The sequence below is a fragment of the Micromonospora sp. WMMD708 genome (genome assembly GCF_049315245.1).
Lineage (GTDB): Bacteria > Actinomycetota > Actinomycetes > Mycobacteriales > Micromonosporaceae > Micromonospora > Micromonospora wenchangensis.
On sequence record NZ_CP186060.1, the window covers coordinates 4,003,973 to 4,022,552 of the forward strand.

General features: G+C 71.2%; 14 protein-coding genes. 8 read left to right on the forward strand and 6 right to left on the reverse strand.

Translation table 11 applies throughout. The features are described from left to right. Nucleotides 1–166: 166 nt before the first annotated feature. Together ACN260_RS17775 and ACN260_RS17780 are read left to right on the forward strand one after the other, a co-directional pair. Complete coding sequence (locus ACN260_RS17775; protein WP_422752188.1) at nt 167–3,004, forward strand: PQQ-dependent sugar dehydrogenase; 2,838 nt, start codon at nt 167–169, stop codon at nt 3,002–3,004. A 51-nt stretch (nt 3,005–3,055) separates the two neighbouring features. Then, a complete protein-coding gene (locus tag ACN260_RS17780; protein ID WP_422752189.1) occupies nt 3,056–5,161 on the forward strand; it encodes a ThuA domain-containing protein in 2,106 nt (701 codons plus the stop codon). Nucleotides 5,162–5,258: 97 nt separating this feature from the next. Here ACN260_RS17780 and ACN260_RS17785 read toward each other — a convergent pair whose 3' ends face one another. The 3 genes from ACN260_RS17785 to ACN260_RS17795 form a co-directional block, all read right to left on the reverse strand. After that, nucleotides 5,259–6,824, reverse strand: coding sequence for an MFS transporter (locus ACN260_RS17785; protein WP_422752190.1), 1,566 nt, complete (start codon nt 6,822–6,824; stop codon nt 5,259–5,261). A 108-nt stretch (nt 6,825–6,932) separates the two neighbouring features. Then, nucleotides 6,933–7,598 (reverse strand): class I SAM-dependent methyltransferase, encoded by a 666-nt coding sequence (locus ACN260_RS17790; protein WP_422752191.1) that lies wholly within the window; start codon nt 7,596–7,598, stop codon nt 6,933–6,935. After that, the gene (locus ACN260_RS17795) at nt 7,595–8,554 is read right to left on the reverse strand and encodes an NAD(P)/FAD-dependent oxidoreductase (RefSeq protein WP_422752192.1); all 960 of its coding nucleotides are present in this window, start codon (nt 8,552–8,554) and stop codon (nt 7,595–7,597) included. The genes ACN260_RS17790 and ACN260_RS17795 overlap by 4 nt, the downstream gene beginning before the upstream one ends. Before the next feature lie 98 nt (nt 8,555–8,652). Here ACN260_RS17795 and ACN260_RS17800 point away from each other — a divergent pair, with 98 nt between their 5' ends. The 3 genes from ACN260_RS17800 to ACN260_RS17810 all read left to right on the forward strand — a co-directional run bounded on the left by ACN260_RS17800 (nt 8,653) and on the right by ACN260_RS17810 (nt 11,008). Further along, entirely contained in the window at nt 8,653–9,249 is a 597-nt protein-coding gene (locus ACN260_RS17800; protein WP_422752193.1) for a helix-turn-helix domain-containing protein, read from the forward strand. A gap of 118 nt (nt 9,250–9,367) precedes the next feature. Further along, the gene (locus tag ACN260_RS17805; protein ID WP_422752194.1) at nt 9,368–10,120 is read left to right on the forward strand and encodes a hypothetical protein; all 753 of its coding nucleotides are present in this window, start codon (nt 9,368–9,370) and stop codon (nt 10,118–10,120) included. A gap of 339 nt (nt 10,121–10,459) precedes the next feature. Continuing rightward, nucleotides 10,460–11,008 (forward strand): LLM class flavin-dependent oxidoreductase, encoded by a 549-nt coding sequence (locus tag ACN260_RS17810; protein ID WP_422752195.1) that lies wholly within the window; start codon nt 10,460–10,462, stop codon nt 11,006–11,008. 218 nt (nt 11,009–11,226) lie between these two features. Here the strand turns inward: ACN260_RS17810 and ACN260_RS17815 are convergent, their stop codons facing one another. Both ACN260_RS17815 and ACN260_RS17820 read right to left on the reverse strand, forming a co-directional pair. Further along, entirely contained in the window at nt 11,227–11,934 is a 708-nt protein-coding gene (locus ACN260_RS17815; protein WP_422752196.1) for a VOC family protein, read from the reverse strand. 26 nt (nt 11,935–11,960) lie between these two features. Continuing rightward, on the reverse strand, nt 11,961–13,748 hold the full coding sequence (locus ACN260_RS17820; RefSeq protein ID WP_422752197.1) for a putative bifunctional diguanylate cyclase/phosphodiesterase: 1,788 nt from the start codon (nt 13,746–13,748) through the stop codon (nt 11,961–11,963). Between the two features lie 679 nt (nt 13,749–14,427). Between ACN260_RS17820 and ACN260_RS17825 the strand changes: the two genes are divergently transcribed. From ACN260_RS17825 to ACN260_RS17835, 3 genes are all read left to right on the forward strand, one after another. After that, nucleotides 14,428–14,775 carry a hypothetical protein gene (locus tag ACN260_RS17825; RefSeq protein WP_422752198.1) on the forward strand — a complete coding sequence of 116 codons (348 nt, stop codon included), beginning with the start codon at nt 14,428–14,430 and terminating at the stop codon, nt 14,773–14,775. A 310-nt stretch (nt 14,776–15,085) separates the two neighbouring features. Beyond that, on the forward strand, nt 15,086–15,775 hold the full coding sequence (locus ACN260_RS17830) for a TetR/AcrR family transcriptional regulator (protein WP_422752199.1): 690 nt from the start codon (nt 15,086–15,088) through the stop codon (nt 15,773–15,775). Continuing rightward, the gene (locus ACN260_RS17835) at nt 15,772–16,686 is read left to right on the forward strand and encodes an alpha/beta fold hydrolase (protein WP_422752200.1); all 915 of its coding nucleotides are present in this window, start codon (nt 15,772–15,774) and stop codon (nt 16,684–16,686) included. Before ACN260_RS17830 ends, ACN260_RS17835 begins: the two co-directional genes overlap by 4 nt. A 381-nt stretch (nt 16,687–17,067) precedes the next feature. On the opposite strand, the gene ACN260_RS17840 is transcribed toward ACN260_RS17835, so the two are convergent. Then, on the reverse strand, nt 17,068–18,381 hold the full coding sequence (locus tag ACN260_RS17840) for a hypothetical protein (RefSeq protein ID WP_422752201.1): 1,314 nt from the start codon (nt 18,379–18,381) through the stop codon (nt 17,068–17,070). Nucleotides 18,382–18,580 lie beyond the last annotated feature (199 nt).

Here is an 18,580-nt window from a genome sequence, read left to right on the forward strand (position 1 = left end):
AGACAGCGGGATCGAAACAGCTTAATGTCTTCGCCATCACGGAAGTGTTTCAGCGAGGTGAACCGGCGGCGCGGTGATCCATCGACCCCCTCCCCCGCTACGGCATCCGGCGCGACGGCGCGCGCCCCGCCCTGGCATTCGAACGTCAGGAAGGGACGGACAGCCAGTGTCCTCACACCATGGCGCGTTCGGCCGGCGAACGGCGTCGGTCAGCTCCGCACTGCTCCTGGTGGCCGCCGCCGGGCTGGTCGCCCTCGGCAGCCCGGCCCCCGCCCAGGCCCACACCATCAACCCGACCGACTTCCAGCAGGTCACCCTGGCCAAGGGGGAACCCGAGGTCGGCGAGCCCATGACCATCGCGGTGCTACCCGACCGGTCGGTGCTGCACACCGCCCGCAACGGCACGCTGCGACGTACCGACGCCGCCGGCACCACCACCGTGGTGGGCACGATCCCCGTCTACACCCACGACGAGGAGGGCCTGCAGGGCGTCGGGGTGGACCCGAACTTCACCACCAACCGGCACGTCTACCTGTACTACGCCCCGCCGCTGTCCACCCCCGCCGGGGACGCCCCGGCCACCGGCACGGACTTCTCCGCCTGGCAGGGCGTGAACCGGCTGTCCCGGTTCACCCTCAACGCCAACTGGACGCTGAACACGTCCAGCCAGGTCAACATCCTGGACGTGCCGGCCGACCGGGGCATCTGCTGCCACGTCGGCGGGGACATCGACTTCGACGCGGCCGGGAACCTGTACCTGTCGACGGGCGACGACAGCAACCCGTTCGACTCCGCCGGCTATTCGCCGATCGACGAGCGGACCAACCGTAACCCCGCCTACGACGCGCAGCGCAGCGCGGCCAACAGCAACGACCTGCGCGGCAAGATCCTGCGGATCAAGGTGAACGCGGACGGCAGCTACTCTATCCCGGCCGGGAACATGTTCGCCCCGGGCACCGCCCGGACCCGTCCGGAGATCTACGCGATGGGGTTCCGCAACCCGTTCCGGATGAGCGTGGACAAGGCCACCGGGGTGGTCTACGTCGGCGACTACGGCCCGGACGCCGGCACCACCGGCACGCGCGGCCCCAGCGGGCAGGTCGAGTTCAACCGGGTGACCGGGCCGGGCAACTACGGCTGGCCGTACTGCACCGGCACCAACACCACCGCCGAGACGTACGCGGAGTGGGACTTCGCCGCCGGCACCGCGGGTGCCAAGTACAACTGCGTCGGTGGGCCGACCAACAACTCGTTCCGCAACACCGGCCTGCCCACCCTGCCCGCGGCACAACCGGCCTGGATCCGGTACGCCGGTGACGCCGGCAGCCCGGCGGAGTTCGGTGGCGGCTCCGAGTCGCCGATGGCCGGCCCGGTCTACCGGTACAGCGCGTCGAACCCGTCCACCACGAAGTTCCCGCAGTCCTTCGACGGCCAGTTCTTCGCCACCGAGCTGGGCCGGGGCTGGATCAAACCGATCCACGTCAACGCCGACGGCTCCCGGGGCGCCATCGACGCGTCGTTCCCGTGGAACGGCAAGCAGGTGATGGACTCCGCGTTCGGCCCGGACGGCGCGCTGTACGTCCTCGACTACGGCACCGGCTACTTCAACGGTGACGCCAACTCGGCGCTGTACCGGTACGACTACGTCGGCGGTGGCAACCGCGCGCCGACGGCCGTCGCCGCCGCCGACCGGACCTCCGGGGCGGCCCCGCTGACGGTGGCCTTCTCGTCGGCCGGGTCGTCGGACCCGGAGGGCGGGGCGTTGACCTACTCGTGGGCGTTCGGTGACGGCACCACCTCCACGGCGGCCAACCCCAGCAAGACGTTCACCGCCAACGGCACCTACAACGTCACCCTGACCGTCCGTGACCCGCAGGGCGCGGCCGGCACGGCCAGCGTGCAGATCGGCGTCGGCAACACCGCCCCGACCGTCACCATTACCGGCCCGGCGAACGGATCGCTGTTCTCCTACGGCGACACGGTGCCGTTCAGCATCACCGTCACCGACCCGGAGGACGGCACCATCGACTGCGCCAGGGTCAGGATGACCTACGTGCTCGGCCACGACCAGCACGGCCACCAGATCACCTCGAAGAACGGCTGCTCCGGCACGATCACCATCCCGGTCGACGGCGAGCACGACGACGCGGCGAACATCTTCGCCATCTTCGACGCCGAGTACACCGACGCCGGTGGGCTGACCACCCACAAGCAGCACACCCTCCAGCCGCGCAAGCGGCAGGCCGAACACTTCAAGACCTCGTCCGGGATCACCGTCTACGACAAGACCCCCGCCGAGGGCGGCAAGACCGTCGGCAGCATCGACAACGGCGACTGGATCGCGTTCGAGCCGTACCGCCTCGACAGGACCACCTCGTTCAGCGCCCGGGTCTCCTCCAACGGCGTCGGCGGCACCCTCCAGGTGCGCACGGGTTCACCCACCGGCACCGTGCTGGGCCAGGCGACCGTCCCGGTCACCGGCGGCTGGGAAACCTTCACCACCGTCACCGGCACCATCTCCGGCGCGCCGGCCAGCACCGGCACGCTCTACCTCACCTTCACCGGGGGCACCGGGGCGCTGTTCGACCTCGACACGTTCACGTTCGTCACCGGCGGCACCGTCGGTACCGGGCCGATCGTCGGGCTCGGCGGCAAGTGCCTCGACGTCCGCAACGCCGCCACCGCCGACGGCACCCAGATCCAGATCTACACCTGCAACGGCACCGCCGCTCAGACCTGGACGGTCACCCCGAACAGCACCGTCAAGGCACTCGGCAAGTGCCTCGACGTCTCCGGTGGGGGCACCGCCGACGGCACGAAGATCCAACTGTGGACCTGCAACGGCACCGCCGCCCAGAACTGGTCCGCCCAGACCGACGGCACCCTGCGCAACCCGCAGTCCGGCAAGTGCCTCGACGTGTCCGACAACAGCGCCACCGACGGCCAGGCCGTCCACCTGTGGACCTGCCTGTCCGCCGCCAACCAGAAGTGGACCCTGCCGTGACCCGGCACACGGGGCACCCGGCGCCCTCCTCCACCCGTTCCGGAGAGTGACATGCGCAGACTCCTTCGATCCGTCCTCAGCGCGGTGACCGCCGCCGCCGTGGTCCTCGCCGTCCCGACGCCGGCCGGTGCGGCCGACGCCCCGTACGACGTGCTGGTGTTCTCCAAGACCGCCGGGTTCCGGCACGACTCGATCGCCGTCGGCGTCCAGGCGATCCGGGAACTCGGCACGGCGAACAGTTTCACCGTGACCGCGACCGAGGACGCGTCCCGGTTCACCACCGCGAACCTGGCCCAGTACGAGGCGGTGGTCTTCCTCAACACCACAGGCGACGTCCTGGACGCCGCGCAGCAGTCCGCCTTCGAGTCGTACGTCAACGGCGGCGGCGGATACGTCGGCGTCCACGCCGCCGCCGACACCGAGTACGGCTGGTCGTACTACGGCAGCCTGGTGGGGGGCTACTTCGCCTCGCACCCGGCCATCCAGCAGGCGACCGTCCGCGTCGAGAACCGGGCGCACCCGGCCACCGGGCAGCTGCCGCAGACCTGGACCCGCACCGACGAGTGGTACAACTTCCAGACCAACCCGCGCGCGGGCGCCCGGGTCCTCGCCACCCTGGACGAGTCGTCGTACTCGGGCGGCTCGATGGGCGGTGACCATCCGATCTCCTGGTGCAAGACGGTCAACTCCGGCCGGTCGTTCTACACCGGACTGGGGCACACCCAGGCGTCGTACGCGGAGGCGGCGTTCCGCAGCCACCTGCTCGGCGGCATCCGGTACGCGGCCGGTCGGGCGAAGGCCGACTGCCGCCCGGAGACCGGCTACACCAACCTCTACAACGGGTCCACGACCGGCTGGTCGCAGGCCGGTCCGGGCAGCTTCGGCAACGCCGACGCCACCCTCACCTCCGTCGGCGGCATGGGCCTGTACTGGTACGGCGCCAGGCAGTTCACCAACTACTCGCTGAAGCTGGACTGGCGGATGGCCGGCGACGACAACTCGGGCGTCTTCATCGGCTTCCCACCGTCAACCGACCCCTGGTCGGCGGTGGACAACGGCTACGAGATCCAGATCGACGCCACCGACGCCGCCGACCGCACCACCGGTGCGGTCTACACCTTCCAGTCCGCCGACCTGGCCGCCCGGGACGCCGCCCTGAACCCGCCGGGCGAGTGGAACAGCTACGAACTGCTGGTCGAGGGGGAACGCCTCCAGGTGTTCCTCAACGGACGGAAGATCAACGACTTCACCAACACCGACCCGGCCCGCTCGCTCGCCGGCCATATCGGGCTCCAGAACCACGGTACGGGCGACGACGTGTCGTTCCGCAACGTCCGGATCAGGGAGCTGGGCGGTACGCCGGGCGGCACCACCACGGTGCAGGCGGAGGCGTTCGGTTCGGCCAACGGGGTCAGCGCGTTCGCCAAGGCCGGGGCCAACGGCGGGCAGACCCTCGGCTACGTCGACCCGGGCGACTGGGCCGCGTACCCGGGTCTCGACCTGACCGGGGTCACCTCGGTGCGGGCCCGGGTGGTCTCGGGTGGTCCGGGCGGCACCATCGGCATCCGGACCGGCTCGGCCACCGGCCCGCTGCTCGGCCAGGTGGCGGTGCCCAACACCGGTGGCTGGACCACGTACGCCGACGTCGGCACCACCCTGGCCGGGGTGCCCACCGGTACGCAGACCGTCTACCTGACGTTCACCGGCTCCGGGACCGGCCTGTTCGACGTGGACGACTTCACCCTGGTCCGGGGCGGCGGCACCCCCGGCACACCGGGTACCGGGCCGATCGTCGGGCTCGGCGGCAAGTGCCTCGACGTCCGCAATGCGGCCACCGCCGACGGCACCCAGATCCAGATCTGGACCTGCAACGGCAGCGCCGCCCAGACCTGGACGGTCACCCCGAACAGCACCGTCAAGGCACTGGGCAAATGCCTGGACGTCTCGGGTGGCGGCTCCGCCGACGGCACGAAGATCCAACTGTGGACCTGCAACGGCAGCGGCGCCCAGAACTGGTCCGCCCAGGCCGACGGCACCCTGCGCAACCCGCAGTCCGGCAAGTGCCTGGACGTGTCGAACAACAGCGCCACCGACGGTCAGGCCGTCCACCTGTGGACCTGCCTGGGCGCCGGCAACCAGAAGTGGACCCTGCCGTGACCCGGTAGGCGGTCACCCGACGTGCCCCCGCTGCCGGTCCGGCAGCGGGGGCACGTCGGGTCTTCGGCCTTCGAACGCGGACGGCCGTCCGCCGGTGTCAGCCGACGGTGACGTCGCCGGACGACGCCGGTGCGGTCACCGGTGTGCCGGGTGCGGTCCGTCGCGGGCCCCGGGCGAGCACGTACCCGAGCAGGACCGCCATCACGGCGGTGCCCACCCACATGGCCTGCTGCCAGCCGTCCACGAAGGACTCCTGGGCGGCCCGGACCAGCGCGGGCGCCTGGGCGCCTGCGGTGTCGGAGGCGGCGATGGCGGTGGCGATGCCCTCGCGGGCGGCATCGGCGGTGTCGGCGGGGATCGTGTCGAGGTGGGTGTCGACGGCACTGCGGTAGCCGGCGGTCAGGACCGCGCCGAGTAGCGCGACGCCGAGCGCGGTGCCGAACTCCCGGGTGACGTCGTTGAGGGCGGACGCGACACCCTGCCGGTCGCGGGGCAGGGCGGAGGTGATCGCCTCGGTGGAGGGGGTCTGGGTGAGGCCCATGCCGAGTCCCATGGCGAGCATGCCGGGCAGGATCGCCGGGTAGCCGCCGTCGACGGAGACGAGGGTGGCCATGAGGGCCAGGCCCGCGCCGCCGAGCACGATGCCGGTGGCCATGGTCGCGCGGGCCCCGACGCGGGCGGCCACCCGTGGGGCGAGGCCGGAGGACAGCATCATCATCGCCGCCATGGGCATGAGCGCGAGGGTGGCGCGCAGGCCGGACCAGCCGAGGACGGCCTGGAAGTAGGGGAACAGGACGACGAAGATGCCCGCCTGGACGCCGAAGAGCGTCAGCAGCGCCAGCGAGCCGCTGGCGAGGCGTCGGTCACCGAACAGGCGGACGTCGAGGAGGGGCGCCGGCCGGCGTAGTTCCCACCCGACGAACCCGATCGCGGCGACGGCACCGACGAGCAGGCTCGCCACGGTCACCGGCGCGGTCCAGCCGTGGACCGGGCCCTCGTGCAGGACGTAGATGAGGGCGGTCACGGCGACCACGGACGTCAGCGACCCGACGACGTCGAAGCGGTGCCGCGTCCGCTCACGGGAGTTCGGGACGGCCCGCAGGGCCGTGACGGCGGCGGCGACGACGAGGACCACCGGCAGCAGGAACAACCACCGCCAGTTCGCCCAGTCGACGAGCACCGCCGACAGGTACATGCCGAGGATGCCGCCGCCACCGGCGACGCCGGTCCAGATGCCGATGGCCTTGGAGCGTTCCCCGTCGGGGAAGGTGGAGGTGATGACGGCGAGCGTGACCGGCATGATCAGCGCCGCGCCGACGCCGGCGAGCAGCCGGGCGGCGATCATCATCGTGGCGGTTGTGGCCAGGCCGGCCGCCGCGCTGGCGACGCCGAACAGGGCCAGGCCGGCGAGCAGGATCGGCTTGCGGCCCACCCGGTCGCCGAGGGCGCCGAGCGGGAGCAGCAGCGCGGCCAGGCTGAGGGTGTAGATGTTGATCATCCACAGGACGGTGCTCTGCGACGCGTCGAACTCGACGGCGACCTGCGGCTGGGCGACGTTGAGCCCGGAGACGGAGGCGATGACCGCCATCAGGGCGATGCACACCGCGACCAGGATGGCGCGGCGTCGGCGCGGGTCGTGGACCGTCGCGTCGGGGCCGCTCACGTGGGAGGGAGTGTCGGGCGAGGACATGCGCGGGTCTTCCTTTCGAGGGCGCAGTTCGGTACGGCGCCGGGGGTGGACCTCCGTCCCGGCGTCGCGGCGAGGAGAGGGTCAGGGGCGGCGGGTGGCGCGTACGACGACGTCGTGCAGGGCGACCGTGCGTCCGCCGGGGCCGGGAATGGCCCGGTGGTGTTCCTCGGCGGTGCGGATCTCCCAGTCGGCCACGTCCAGGCCGGCGGTGATGTCGGCGAGGGTGACCGTCGCCTCGGCGGGATGGTGGTGCCCGTGGCCGCCGGAGTGCGGTGCTTGCCCGTGGCCGCCGGAGTGCGGCGTGTGCAGGTGACCGACGATCAGGAGGGTGCCGCCGGCCGCCACCCACCCGCCGATGCGCCGGTAGAACGCAAGGTGCGGCATCGCGGGGTGCGCGTAGTGCGTGGTGACCAGGTCGAAGCGGACGCCCGGCTCCCAGCCGGTCAGGTCCGCCTCCACCCACCGGATCGGCGGTCCGGTCAGCCCGGCGGCGCTCGCGCGGTCGGCGGCCCGGGTAAGCGCCTCGGCGGCGATGTCGACGGCGGTGAGCTGCCAGCCACGGGCGGCGAGCCAGATCGCCTCCGCGCCGGCACCGCACCCGGCGTCCAGCGCGGTGCCCGGGGTCAGGCCGCCGGTCTCCCGGGCGAGGTACGGGTTCGGCGGGTTGCCGGCCATCGAGCCGGGCCGGTGCCCGGCGGTGGGCTGCCAGTGCCGTTGCCAGTAGTCCCGGTCGAAGCGGTGCGTCATCGGACGGCCCCCGCGTCCAGCAGGCGGGCGACCGCCCGGTCGGTGTCCTCGGCGACGAGGTCGGCGTTGAGGTGAGCAGCGGCGCGTGCGCCGTCCGCCGCAGCCGCTCCGACCTGGGCGGACAGGTCCCTGGCGTTGCCCGCCACCCACACCCCGGGCACCGGGGTGCGGCCGGTCTCGTCGGCGGCGATGCAGGAACCCGCCGGGTGCGGTGTCGCGGTGACGCCGATGCCGGCGAACACCCCGGCGCGGGCGACCATCCGCGACGCCACCGCCACGGTCTCGACCGGCACGATCCGGTCGTCGTCGAGGCGGACCCCGGTCAGGCGGTCCTCGACGACCTCCAGCCCGGCGACGCGGCCGGTGACCACGGGAATGCCGAGCGCGTCGAGTTTCATCCGGTCCCGTTCGTCGATCTGCTGGTCGTTGCCGAAGAACCGCACGTCCTCGCTCAACTGCCGGAACAGCAGCGCCTGATGCACCGACATCGGCCCGGTGGCGAGCACCCCGATCGCCCGGTCACGGACCTCCCACCCGTGGCAGTAGGGGCAGTGCAGCACGTCCCGTCCCCACCGCTGGCGCAGGCCCGGGATCTGCGGCAACTCGTCGACCAGGCCGGTGGCGATCAGTAGCCGCCGGCCGTGCAGCACGGCCCCGTCGCGCGTCCGCACCGTGAACCCCCGTGGGGTACGCGCCACGTCGCCCACCTCGGCCGCGACGATCTCCGCGCCGTAGCGGGTGGCCTCGTCGCGTCCCCGCCGGAGCAGTTCCCGCGGGCTCAGCCCGTCCAGCGCCAGCAGGCCGTGCACCGCCTGCGCCGGCGCGTTACGCGGCGTTCCGGCATCCAGGACCGTCACCCGCCGCCGTGAACGCGCCAGGACCAGCGCCGCACTCAACCCGGCCGCGCCGCCACCGACCACCACGACGTCCCTGACGTTCTCCTTCGGTTCGGCCATCGGACCTGTCCTTTCCGCGTCTTCGCCGGTCATGACGTGATCCTGCGACCGCCGCCCGAGAACCCGCAAAGATTCTTGCCAAATGGCAAAATGGCCGGGTGGACGAGAACCTGAACCGCACCCTCGACGCGGTCGGACCCCGGCTCAAGCAGCTACGGCTACGCCGCAACATCACCCTCACCGACCTCGCCGAGGAGACCGGCATCTCCGCCAGCACCCTGTCCCGACTCGAAGCGGGCCTACGACGCCCCACCCTCGAACAACTGCTCCCGCTCGCCCGCGCCCACAGCGTCACCATCGACGAACTCGTGGACGCGCCCCTGACCGGTGACCCCCGGATCAACCTGCGACCCATCGCCGCCGCCGACGGCGTGACCATCCTGCCGCTGACCCGCCGGCCCGGCGGCATCCAGGCCTACAAGTTCGTCCTGCCGGCGGGCGACGACGACCGCGTGCCCGACCTGCGCACCCATGAGGGGTACGACTGGGTCTACGTCCTCAACGGCACCCTGCGCCTGGTCATCGGCGACGACGATCTCGTCCTGCAACCCGGCGAGGCCGCCGAGTTCGACACCCGCACCCCGCACTGGTTCGGCGCGACCAGTTCCGGGCCCGTCGAGTTCCTGAGCCTCGTCGGCAGACAGGGCGAACGCGCCCACGTACGCGCCGCACCCCGACCGGGCGCGACCGCCTGAGAGATCAAGGTCCATGTCCCGTCACCGCCGGAAAGATCGGTTCCCTCCCAACGATCTTGGCGGCTGAACCCCGGACCGGTTCTGATCGGCATTGCATCGACAGGTCACACTTCGACACATGGATCGGCGAGAGGCGACTGCATCCCCACCGGAAGACAGGCCGGCGGACCCGGTGGCAGCACCCTCGACGTCGCTGGAGGAAGCCGGACCCGCGCCAGAATCTGGTGGCCCGGTTGCCACGGAGAGCGGGACACCGCGTCCGGGGCCCAACTTCCTGGTGCGCCACCAGGGGCTGTTCAACTTGGCAATGGTCATCGCTACCACGATAGTGACCGGGTGGGGCTTCTATTACGCCCGCGCCGCCTACTTCATGGCGGATGCCCAGGAGCAGCGCCGAAACGCCAGCGAGGTGGCAGTCTGGACAATCCGAAAGGACAACCCTCTCAATCCCTACGGGACCGACGCGATCCAGATTCAGAACCGGTCGTCCAGCACCGCCGCATCGGTCAGCCTCGTGAGTTGGAGCGATGCGCGCACTCTGGCGTGGCGTGTAGAGGACGGCAACACCACGATCGACGCCTACGGCGCATGGCCGGTCGACGACCTGGGTGGATGCACCAGCCTCGTTCTACAACACCCCGACCCGGAGAATCGACGGATAGGACTGATCTTCATCCAGGACGGTCGAACCTGGCTCATCATTGCCGGCCAGCCGCTGACCCCCCTCGGCCAAGGGGACTACGAGATACGGAACACGATGACATCAGTCGCCGTCAGAGTGAGCATCACGATTCCCGGCAAGGACGGCAAGCTTCCCACCACCTCACCCGAACCTCCCGCCGACGGACAGTGGCACGATTCCAGCTGTTGATGGACCGTTCGTCTGGCGGCCGTTCGCAGTTGCCCGACGCGGAGGCAGGCAGTAGTCCGGCAGCCGCGAGACGCCTAACGACCCTCGTATGCACGGTTGCGAACCCTTATGCACGGTTGCGAACCCTTGAGCATCGACGATCGCTGTTCGCGTCACGGCGGATGCTGCGGTCATGACCAATCGGCGTCCGACGGACCTGTCCCGCCTGGTGATTGAGGGCCTGGTCAGCGGGTTGGGGCCACAGCGGCAGGTACTCGGGGCATCAGGGAGTTTTTCCGGTCCGACAGTTCTGTCTTTCCCGGGTGGGCGGGCAGGCACCTCCAACTGGAGGACGCTCGGATGTTCGACCTGCCCGACGAGCCCCCGGTGATCGCGGTGGCGGCGAGCGGTCCGGTGTCCGCGGCGATCGCCGCCGAGTACGGCGACGGGTTGTTCGCCACCGAGCCGAAGCCCGACCTGGTCGAGGCGTACCGGCGCGGCGGCGGTGACGGTCCGCGGTACGCCGAGGTGCCGCTGGCGTGGGCGTCCGACGAGCAGCAGGCCGTGCGGGCGGCGTGGGAGACCAGCCGTTGGGCGGTGACCGGCTGGAAGGTGATGAGCGAGTTGCCGAACCCGGTCAACTTCGACGCTGCCTCCCGCACCGTCACCGACGACGACATCCGCGCCCAGTTCGCCGTCGGAGGACCCAGACGCGCACGTGGCGGCGGTGCGGAAGTACGTCGACGCGGCTTTCGACCACCTCGTGCTGCAGAACGCCGGTCCCGACCCGGACGGCTTCATCGACTTCTATCGCGACACCCTCGCCGCCCGCCTGCGCTCCCTCGGCTCCTGAATCGAACGCATGTTCGTCGGCACGTTGTTGGCGCGCAGTTGACACGTCCCGCATGAATGGCCTCGTCGCCGGCTCCACCCTGATCGTCCGCGTCGTGCTGGTGGGTGGTGCGCTGCGGCGGCGGGCGGCCCGTCGTTGTCCGGACCCCGCTCCCGCGATCGCTGCACATTCTCCGAGGGGATCCCTGAGCGCGTGGCATGCCGGGTCCCGCCGTGCCCCGGTGCCGGTCTCGGGACGCCGGGGTGACGACGACCTGCGGGAGAACGCCTGGCAGTCAGCTACCGGTGTGGGCCGGTCGAATGACGGTGAAGACGGCTCCCGCCGGGTCGGCGAGCGCGCAGACCCGGCCGGTCACCACGTCGCGCGGCGGCACCAGCAGTCGGCCACCGCCCCGCTGGGCCCGTTCGGCGACGTCGTCCGGGTCCGCCACGGCCAGATAGACCATCCAGCCGGCGGGCAGCAGGGTATCCAGCGGCGGAGGCGTGGCGAGCCGGCCGGCGACCGGGGCGGCGTCGCCGACGAGCAGGGCGTACGAGTCGTCGGGGGCGCCGGGTGGCACGCTGGACCGCAGGCCCAGGGCGGCGGTGTGGAACCGGTCCGCTCCGGCCGGGTCGGTCGTCATGTACTCGTACCAGCAGGGCCGACCGAGGCCCGGGGCCACCGGGGCCGATGCGGTGCGTAGCCGGAAGCTCCCGCCCAGCGGGTCGTGCACCTCGTCGCCGGTCAGCCGGCCACCGGCTGCGCCGGCGGCGGCCCGGACGGTGGCCTCGTCAGCGGTGCCGAAGACAGTCCACCAGCGGGCCGGGGCAGGACCGGACCGCAGATCGGCGGCGGGAACCCCGTCGGCGAGCGCGGTGCAGCCGTCGGCGGTGGCCTGGTACGTCCATCCCAACAGGTCCTGGTAGAAGCTACGGGCAGCGTCGAGGTCGCTCGTGACGAGTTCGGCGCCGGTGGGGAACGGCCTTGGCCGGGGTGCGTTCACCTGGGTCTCCAAACCGGGGCGGTTGATCAGGGTTCAGGATGCCCCACGACTGTCCCGGCCGCCCCGCCGCCCTGCCGCGAGTCGAGCGTTCGACCGAGTAGTTCGTCCAATGGGGTCGGTCGGCCCAGGTGGTAGCCCTGGCCGGCGTCCACGCCCAGCATCCGCAGCGCCGGCACCAGCGCGGCGCGCTCCACCGACTCGGCGACGGTTCGCATGCCCAGGCCGTGCGCGGCGCGGACGACCGCGTCGATGAGCACGGGATCGGCGCCGCCGTGATCCGCCTGGCGGACGAAGTCGCCCGCGATCTTGACCGTGCTGAAGGGCAGGTGCTTGAGGTAGGCGAACGAGCCGAACCCGGCGCCGAAGTCGTCCAGGCTCAGCCGGCAACCGGCGTCGCGCAGGGTGCTGGCGAGGTGCCGCACCGCGGCGACATTGGTGATCGCTGCGGTCTCGGTGATCTCCAGGCCGAGCCGGCTCGCGTCGATGCCGGCCGCGCGCAGGGTGCGCACCACCCAGTCACCGAAGCCCGGCGATTCCAGGGATCGGGCCGAGATGTTGATGTCGAAGCACATTCCCGCTGTCATGGCCTCGGGGTGGGCCAGCGCCTGGGTGGCGGTGGACACCACCCACCGGTCGAGTTCACCGATGAGGTCGTCACGTTCCACCGTCGGCAGGAACTCCGCCGGTGACAGGCGGGGCTCGCCGCCGTCGCGCAGCCGGATGAGCAGCTCGCGGCTGACCACTTCCCCGGTCGACAGGTCGATGATCGGCTGGGCGTCCAACCGCATCCGGTTCTCGTCGAGGGCCTTGCGGACCCGGGTCACCACGTTGACGCGCTGCACGGCGTGCCGGTACTGCTCCGGCAGGTAGAGCCTGGCCCGGTTGCGGCCGGCGTTCTTCGCCTCGTACAGGGCGAGGTCGGCGTGGGCGAGCACGGTATCGCGGGTGTCGCCCGGTTCCAGCGAGGCGGCACCGATGCTCAGGGTCACCCGCAGCCCGGTGCCGGCCAGCGGCACGGGCGTGCGGACACTGGCGTCGCAGAGCCGCTCGGCGACGGCGAGGGCGTCCTCGGCGTACGCCCCCGGCAGGACGACCGCGAACTCGTCGCCGCCCAGGCGGCCCAGCACCGTGCCGTCGGGTAGCTCCTGCAGCAGCCGCCGGGCCAGGACGCGCAGCACGTCGTCGCCGACCGCGTGCCCGTGCACGTCGTTGATGTCCTTGAAGTTGTCGATGTCGATCAGTAGCAACGCCGCGGACCGTTCCCGCAGCTCGGCGATCAGGTCGTCGAGGCGGGCCAGCAGGGCACGGCGGTTCGGCAGATCGGTCAGCGGGTCGCGTTCGGCCAGCTTGGTCAGCTCGTCCTGCACCCGCCGCATCGCGGTGATGTCGTGGGCGGTGCCCAGGACGCGCGCCGGCGCCCCGGTGGCATCGGGGAAGACCTCGCCGTAGCACTCGAAGACGCGCAGTGTCGCGCCGTCGGCGAGGTACATCCGATGCGTGTAGGAGAACGAGCCGCCGTCACGCAGTGCCTTCTCCAACGTCTGTTCGATCATCGCGACGTCGTCCGGGTACAACATCTGCCGGTAGGAGTCGTAGTCGAGGTGCGCATCAGCAGGCAGACCGAACATCTGCAGCAGCACGTCGCTCCAGACGACCTCGCCGGTGAGTACGTTCCATTCCCAGGTGCCCACCTTGGCGAGTTGCTCGAGGTGGGCCAGCCGCCACCGGTAGTTGCGCCCACGGTCGCGTTCCTGCCGTTCGGCGCTGACGTCACGCAGCTCGTACAGGCGCAGCGGTTGTCCCTCGTGCTCCATGCCGTGACATCGCACCCGTAACCATTTGGTGGCCCCGTCGGCGCCTTGCACCGGGTGGTCCACTGCGGGCCCGTCGGGCCCGATCTGCCCCAGCGGCAGCTCTGCCAGCCCGACACCCAGCCGGTGACCGGCTGGGTTGCACCAGAGAAGGCGGCCGTCCGGGGCCGTTATCGCCAAGGCGGTGGAGGCGGTGTCCGCCGCGAGTCCCGGCAGCGTGCTCACCTGGGGCCACCACTTCTCTTCGCCGAGCAGGGCGCAGCACGGCCATGGCTGACAGACGGTCATCCTATTGCGACGGGCAGTCTAGCGGCCGTCCGGACGGTCCGCTCAGGGCGTCGACGGCGAGAGCGGCGACCGGTCGCGATGTTGGTCGATCGAGGCCGTGGTGACGGGTTGAAGCTGACCGGTGGGGCGCATGCACCCCAGCAGCCAGCGGCGTGCGACGCGGCGCGGCGACGTCTGTTCGCACGTTCTGAGGGCAGGCTTGTTCTGGTCGACGGCTGTCGATTCCCGACTGCAGGGGCTGCGTTTCGGTCCCTGAAGACCGTAATCTTGCGGCGTCGGTCACTGGTGAGTCTCGGAGAGTAGCGGGGAGTGTTGGTGAGTGCCGCGCCGAGGGCGCGGTAGGTAGGTAATGGTCTTGTGGGAGGAACTGCGTGCCGAACCTGCCACGGCTGTGGTGGCAGAGGCGACCGAGGACCTCGATCCCGGCGAACTCGTGGCCGACGTCAACGGACGGTCGGGCGACCTCGGCGGTGACGGGCTCCACCCGGACCGCTGGGTGCCCGACCTGGCCGGGTCGGCGTTCATCGCCACGCAGGTGCGGCCCGCCGCGCTCCACCCGCTGATCACCGCCACGACCGACGACGACCGGGCCGTGGTGTGGGGCAGGGAGATCGGCCGGGCACTCCAGGACGGCTCGCTGTGGTCGACCCCCGCTGGGAATCGACCCTGGACCAGATCGACGACGACGCACTCCGACGACACCTGCGCGGGCTGTGTCTCGACGCCCACTGGGCACGGATGACCGGCGCAAACTACCTCGGCCCCGGTGAATGCCCGGGCGACCTGCAACCGATATCCGTCGTGCGACCCCCGGTGCATGATCCGCCCGTCCCGTACGGCGGCGGGCATCACCGCGCACCGCCGCACCGGCACCAGCCCCACCGGTCGAGGGCCCTCGACCTGCCCGGTCGACCGTCGGTGCTCCCGTCCCGGCCACACTCAGCGACGAGGGCACCCATGCTTCCTTGATGATCACCCCGGTGCGCCGACCCTGCGAGACTCCGACGGGGTGCCGGTCGACGGTCGCCACATCCTGCTATACGATACGGTGCGTGTCGTATTGTAATGATGGATCGCCGGGGGCCCGCGGTCGACCGCGCGACGCCGAGTTGGAGCGGCGGATCACCACGGCCGTACTCGGGATCCTCGCCGAGGACGGGTACGAGGACGTGACCTTCGAGGCGGTGGCCCGCCGCTGCCGGACGTCGAAGGCCAGCCTGTACCGACGATGGGGATCCAAGCGGGACATGGTGATCGCCGCGGTGAAGGCGGGGCCGGCCCGGCACTCGACGTCCCCGCTGCCGCAGGGGGCCACCCTACGCGAGGACCTGCTGATCCTGGCCCGGCGGCTGGATCGCACGATGGCCGCCGGCGACACCGGTACCGCGTTGATGCTGCTCCAGGCCGGGCTGAAGGACCCCGAACTGTGCGACGCCATCGAGAACTCCACGGGCCCCACGGGTGCCAGGCTGCCGCAGGCGGTCATCGACGCCGCCGTTGCCCGCGGCGAACTGCCCGCCGGCGCGAGCCCGTTCGCCTTCGAGGAGGTCGTCGGGTCGGTGCTGCTGCTCCGGCACGCGAACGGGCTCGCGGTCGACGACGCCTACCTGTCGGCGCTCGTGGACACCGTGGTCATCCCCGCGCTCGTCGCCTCCACCACCAGCGCCGCCACGCTGCCCGCCGGCATCTTCTCCGGCCATCCCGAGACCCGCACCACCGACCGACCCCAGGAGGACTCGTGACCACTCCGTTCGTGATCGACAACTTCACCTACCGCACGATCACCACCGACGGCGGCGTCGACCTCAACGTCGCCGTCGGCGGCCGGGGGCCGACCGTCGTGCTGCTCCACGGCTTCCCGCAGACCCACTACATGTGGCGCCACGTCGCCGGGAAACTCGCGACCGACCACACCGTCATCGTCCCCGACCTGCGCGGTTACGGAGCCAGCGACAAGCCCGTCGCCGACGACCCGGACACCTACTCCAAGCGCACGATGGGCAACGACGTGATCGCCATCACCCGTCAGCTCGGCTTCGACCACTTCGGGCTCATCGGCCACGACCGTGGTGCCCTCGTCGCCGTCCGCACCGGCCTCGACCACCCCGAGGCGGTGCGTTACCTCGGCATCCTCGACGTCCTGCCGACCCTGGACACGTGGGCCGTCCTGCGCGGCGTAGACGCCAAGGTCGCCTGGCACCTCTACCTCATGGCGCAGCCGCCCGGCCTCCCCGAGAAGATGATCGCCGCTGTCGGCCCCGAGTTCTTCGGCTCCTTCCTCGACGCCTGGGACCCCACCGGCACCACCTTCACCCCCGAAGAGCGCGACCACTACATCGACAGCTCCGTCGCCGCCATCGACTCGATCGTGGCCGACTACCGCGCGACGGCCAGCATCGACCTCGACATGGACGTCGCCGACCGGGAACGCGGCACCCGACTCACGATGCCCGTCGGCGTCATCTCCCAGGACTGGGGCTCCCAGCTCGGCTTCGACGCCTCCGCGCTCTGGCGCGCCTGGGCGCCGGACCTCACCTACCAGGCCACCACCAGCGGACACTTCATGGCCGAGGAGAACCCCGACGAGATCGCCGCGTTCATCACCACGCTGGCCGGTCGTACCCCTGCCGCCGGCGATCGCAACGAAGAGTGAGCCACGCGCATCGTGGGCGACGGCCGTCCCCGGTGGCGGCAGGGACGACACGGCCTGCGCCGTCGGGGTGGCACATGCCCTCACCGGAAGGGCCGCCGGTCGGCGACCCGGTCGATCATGATCGGCGTGCCGGCGAGGACCGTCCAGGCCAGCCGTGCCACCGGCGCAGGGTGGCGGTGAGGTCGTCGGTGCAGGTGGGAAGCACGTCAGGGGCCTGACGCAGGTAGCGCCGGCCGGTCGTCACCGAGACCACGGCGCCGGCCGCGAGGCGGGTGAGGTCGAGCGGGCGAAGCCGGCACCCCGGGATCGCTGATCTCCAGGGTGCCGGCTTCGCCGCTGGCCGTCGGTCCCGCCGTGACCGCACCGGGTCCACCGCAGGCTCTACGGAGGTTCGCCGGGGCAGACCCGGGCGCGTTTGCGGCGTCGGCCGGCGGGGCGTCCGGGGCCGGGGTGTCCGGGTTTCGGGTGGCCTGGTGGTTGCCAGGCGTTGCGTAGAGCGGGTGAAACCTGTCGGCGGGTCTGGCCGGGGGTGGGGGTTGTGGTGGTGGTGGGTTCCCAGGGCAGCCGGTGGTGGGTGAGGTGGTTGCGGGTGCAGAACAGGTGGAGGTAGGCGTAGGCGTGTAGGCGGAGCCAGGTGGTCAGGGTGTGGGGTTGGCGGGGGTGGAAGTCCGGGGCGTGGGCGGTGGTCTTCAGGTAGCGGAAGTAGTGTTCGATGTCGTAGCGGGTCAGGTAGGTCATGACGAGGGTGAGTAGGTCGTGGCGGGTGCCGGAGTACCAGAGTGCGAGGTCTCCGGCGCGGCGGCTGGGGCGTAGGTGCTGGACGCGGGCGAGGAGGACGGTGCCTTCGACGATCGGGAGGGTGGTCTGGTCGGTGAATCTGCGGCTGGCGCGGGTGAGTTTGGGGTGGACGTGGTGCCAGGCCCGGACGGTGACGGTGCCGTAGATATCGATCGGGCCGCTGACGCCGGTGTCGGGGGTGAGGTCGGGTTCGCGTAGGGCCAGGCGGAATCCGTGTCGTCGGGGTCGGCCTCCGAGTGGGTGGGCGGCCCGGTGTTCGGGTCGGGTCCACATGGTCTGCGAGGTCGCCAGGCGGATCAGGACGTCCGCGGGAATCCTGCGTTCGCGGATCAGGTGGGTGATCCGGGCCGCGGGGTAGCCGGAATCGAGGAGGAACAGCGACGGGTCGCCCGGGCGGGCGCCGTCGGCTGCGCAGACCCGGGCGATGTGGTCCACGGTGACCTCGACCAGGTCGTCGTCGGAGGCGATCCGGTCGACCAGGACCGGCACGACCCACGAGTCCGGGGTCAGCGTCAACCGGACGACGTGCTGATACCGCCACCCGGTCTTGATCAGCGCCGCGCCACGCGGGCCGCCCGGGGTGTACTGCGGCTGCCGGTCCGGGCTGGTGACTGCGTTCGGCCGTGGCCACGCGGTGGTATCGACGGCATACACCCGCGGCAGACCGGACCGCGCGGCGATCCGGCACGCCGCCCGCAACGCCCGGCCGGTGTCGATCTCGCCGTCGCGTAACGCCCGATAGGCCGCGGCGTGCCCGGTGACCGTGCCCAGCGACAGATGCGCCGGGCACCCACACCGGCCCTGATCAGCGGCCAGCTCATCGACCAGCGAGAACAACGTCCTCGACCGCGACACGAGGACGCCCTCGTACAACTCCCGCCGCCACGCATCCAACAAGATCCGACCCGGCTCACCATGACCGGTACCGGCAACCGCTACCCTGCTCATCGAGGACCCTGTTCATTGATGATCTTTGTGTGAGAACTCAGATCATGGACAGGGTCCTCCCCAATCCGCTAGACCTCGACCACCGAAAATCCCCCCGATGGTCAAAACACGAGGATGCCCGTCCTCGTCGTCGACGAGGACGGGCATC

Coding starts and splice junctions, on each gene's coding strand:
- ACN260_RS17780 (WP_422752189.1), top strand. CDS start 3,056: ATGCGCAGACTCCTTCGATCCGTCCTCAGCGCGGTGACCGCCGCCGCC.
- ACN260_RS17790 (WP_422752191.1), bottom strand. CDS start 7,598: ATGACGCACCGCTTCGACCGGGACTACTGGCAACGGCACTGGCAGCCC.
- ACN260_RS17795 (WP_422752192.1), bottom strand. CDS start 8,554: ATGGCCGAACCGAAGGAGAACGTCAGGGACGTCGTGGTGGTCGGTGGC.
- ACN260_RS17805 (WP_422752194.1), top strand. CDS start 9,368: ATGGATCGGCGAGAGGCGACTGCATCCCCACCGGAAGACAGGCCGGCG.
- ACN260_RS17810 (WP_422752195.1), top strand. CDS start 10,460: ATGTTCGACCTGCCCGACGAGCCCCCGGTGATCGCGGTGGCGGCGAGC.
- ACN260_RS17820 (WP_422752197.1), bottom strand. CDS start 13,748: ATGGAGCACGAGGGACAACCGCTGCGCCTGTACGAGCTGCGTGACGTC.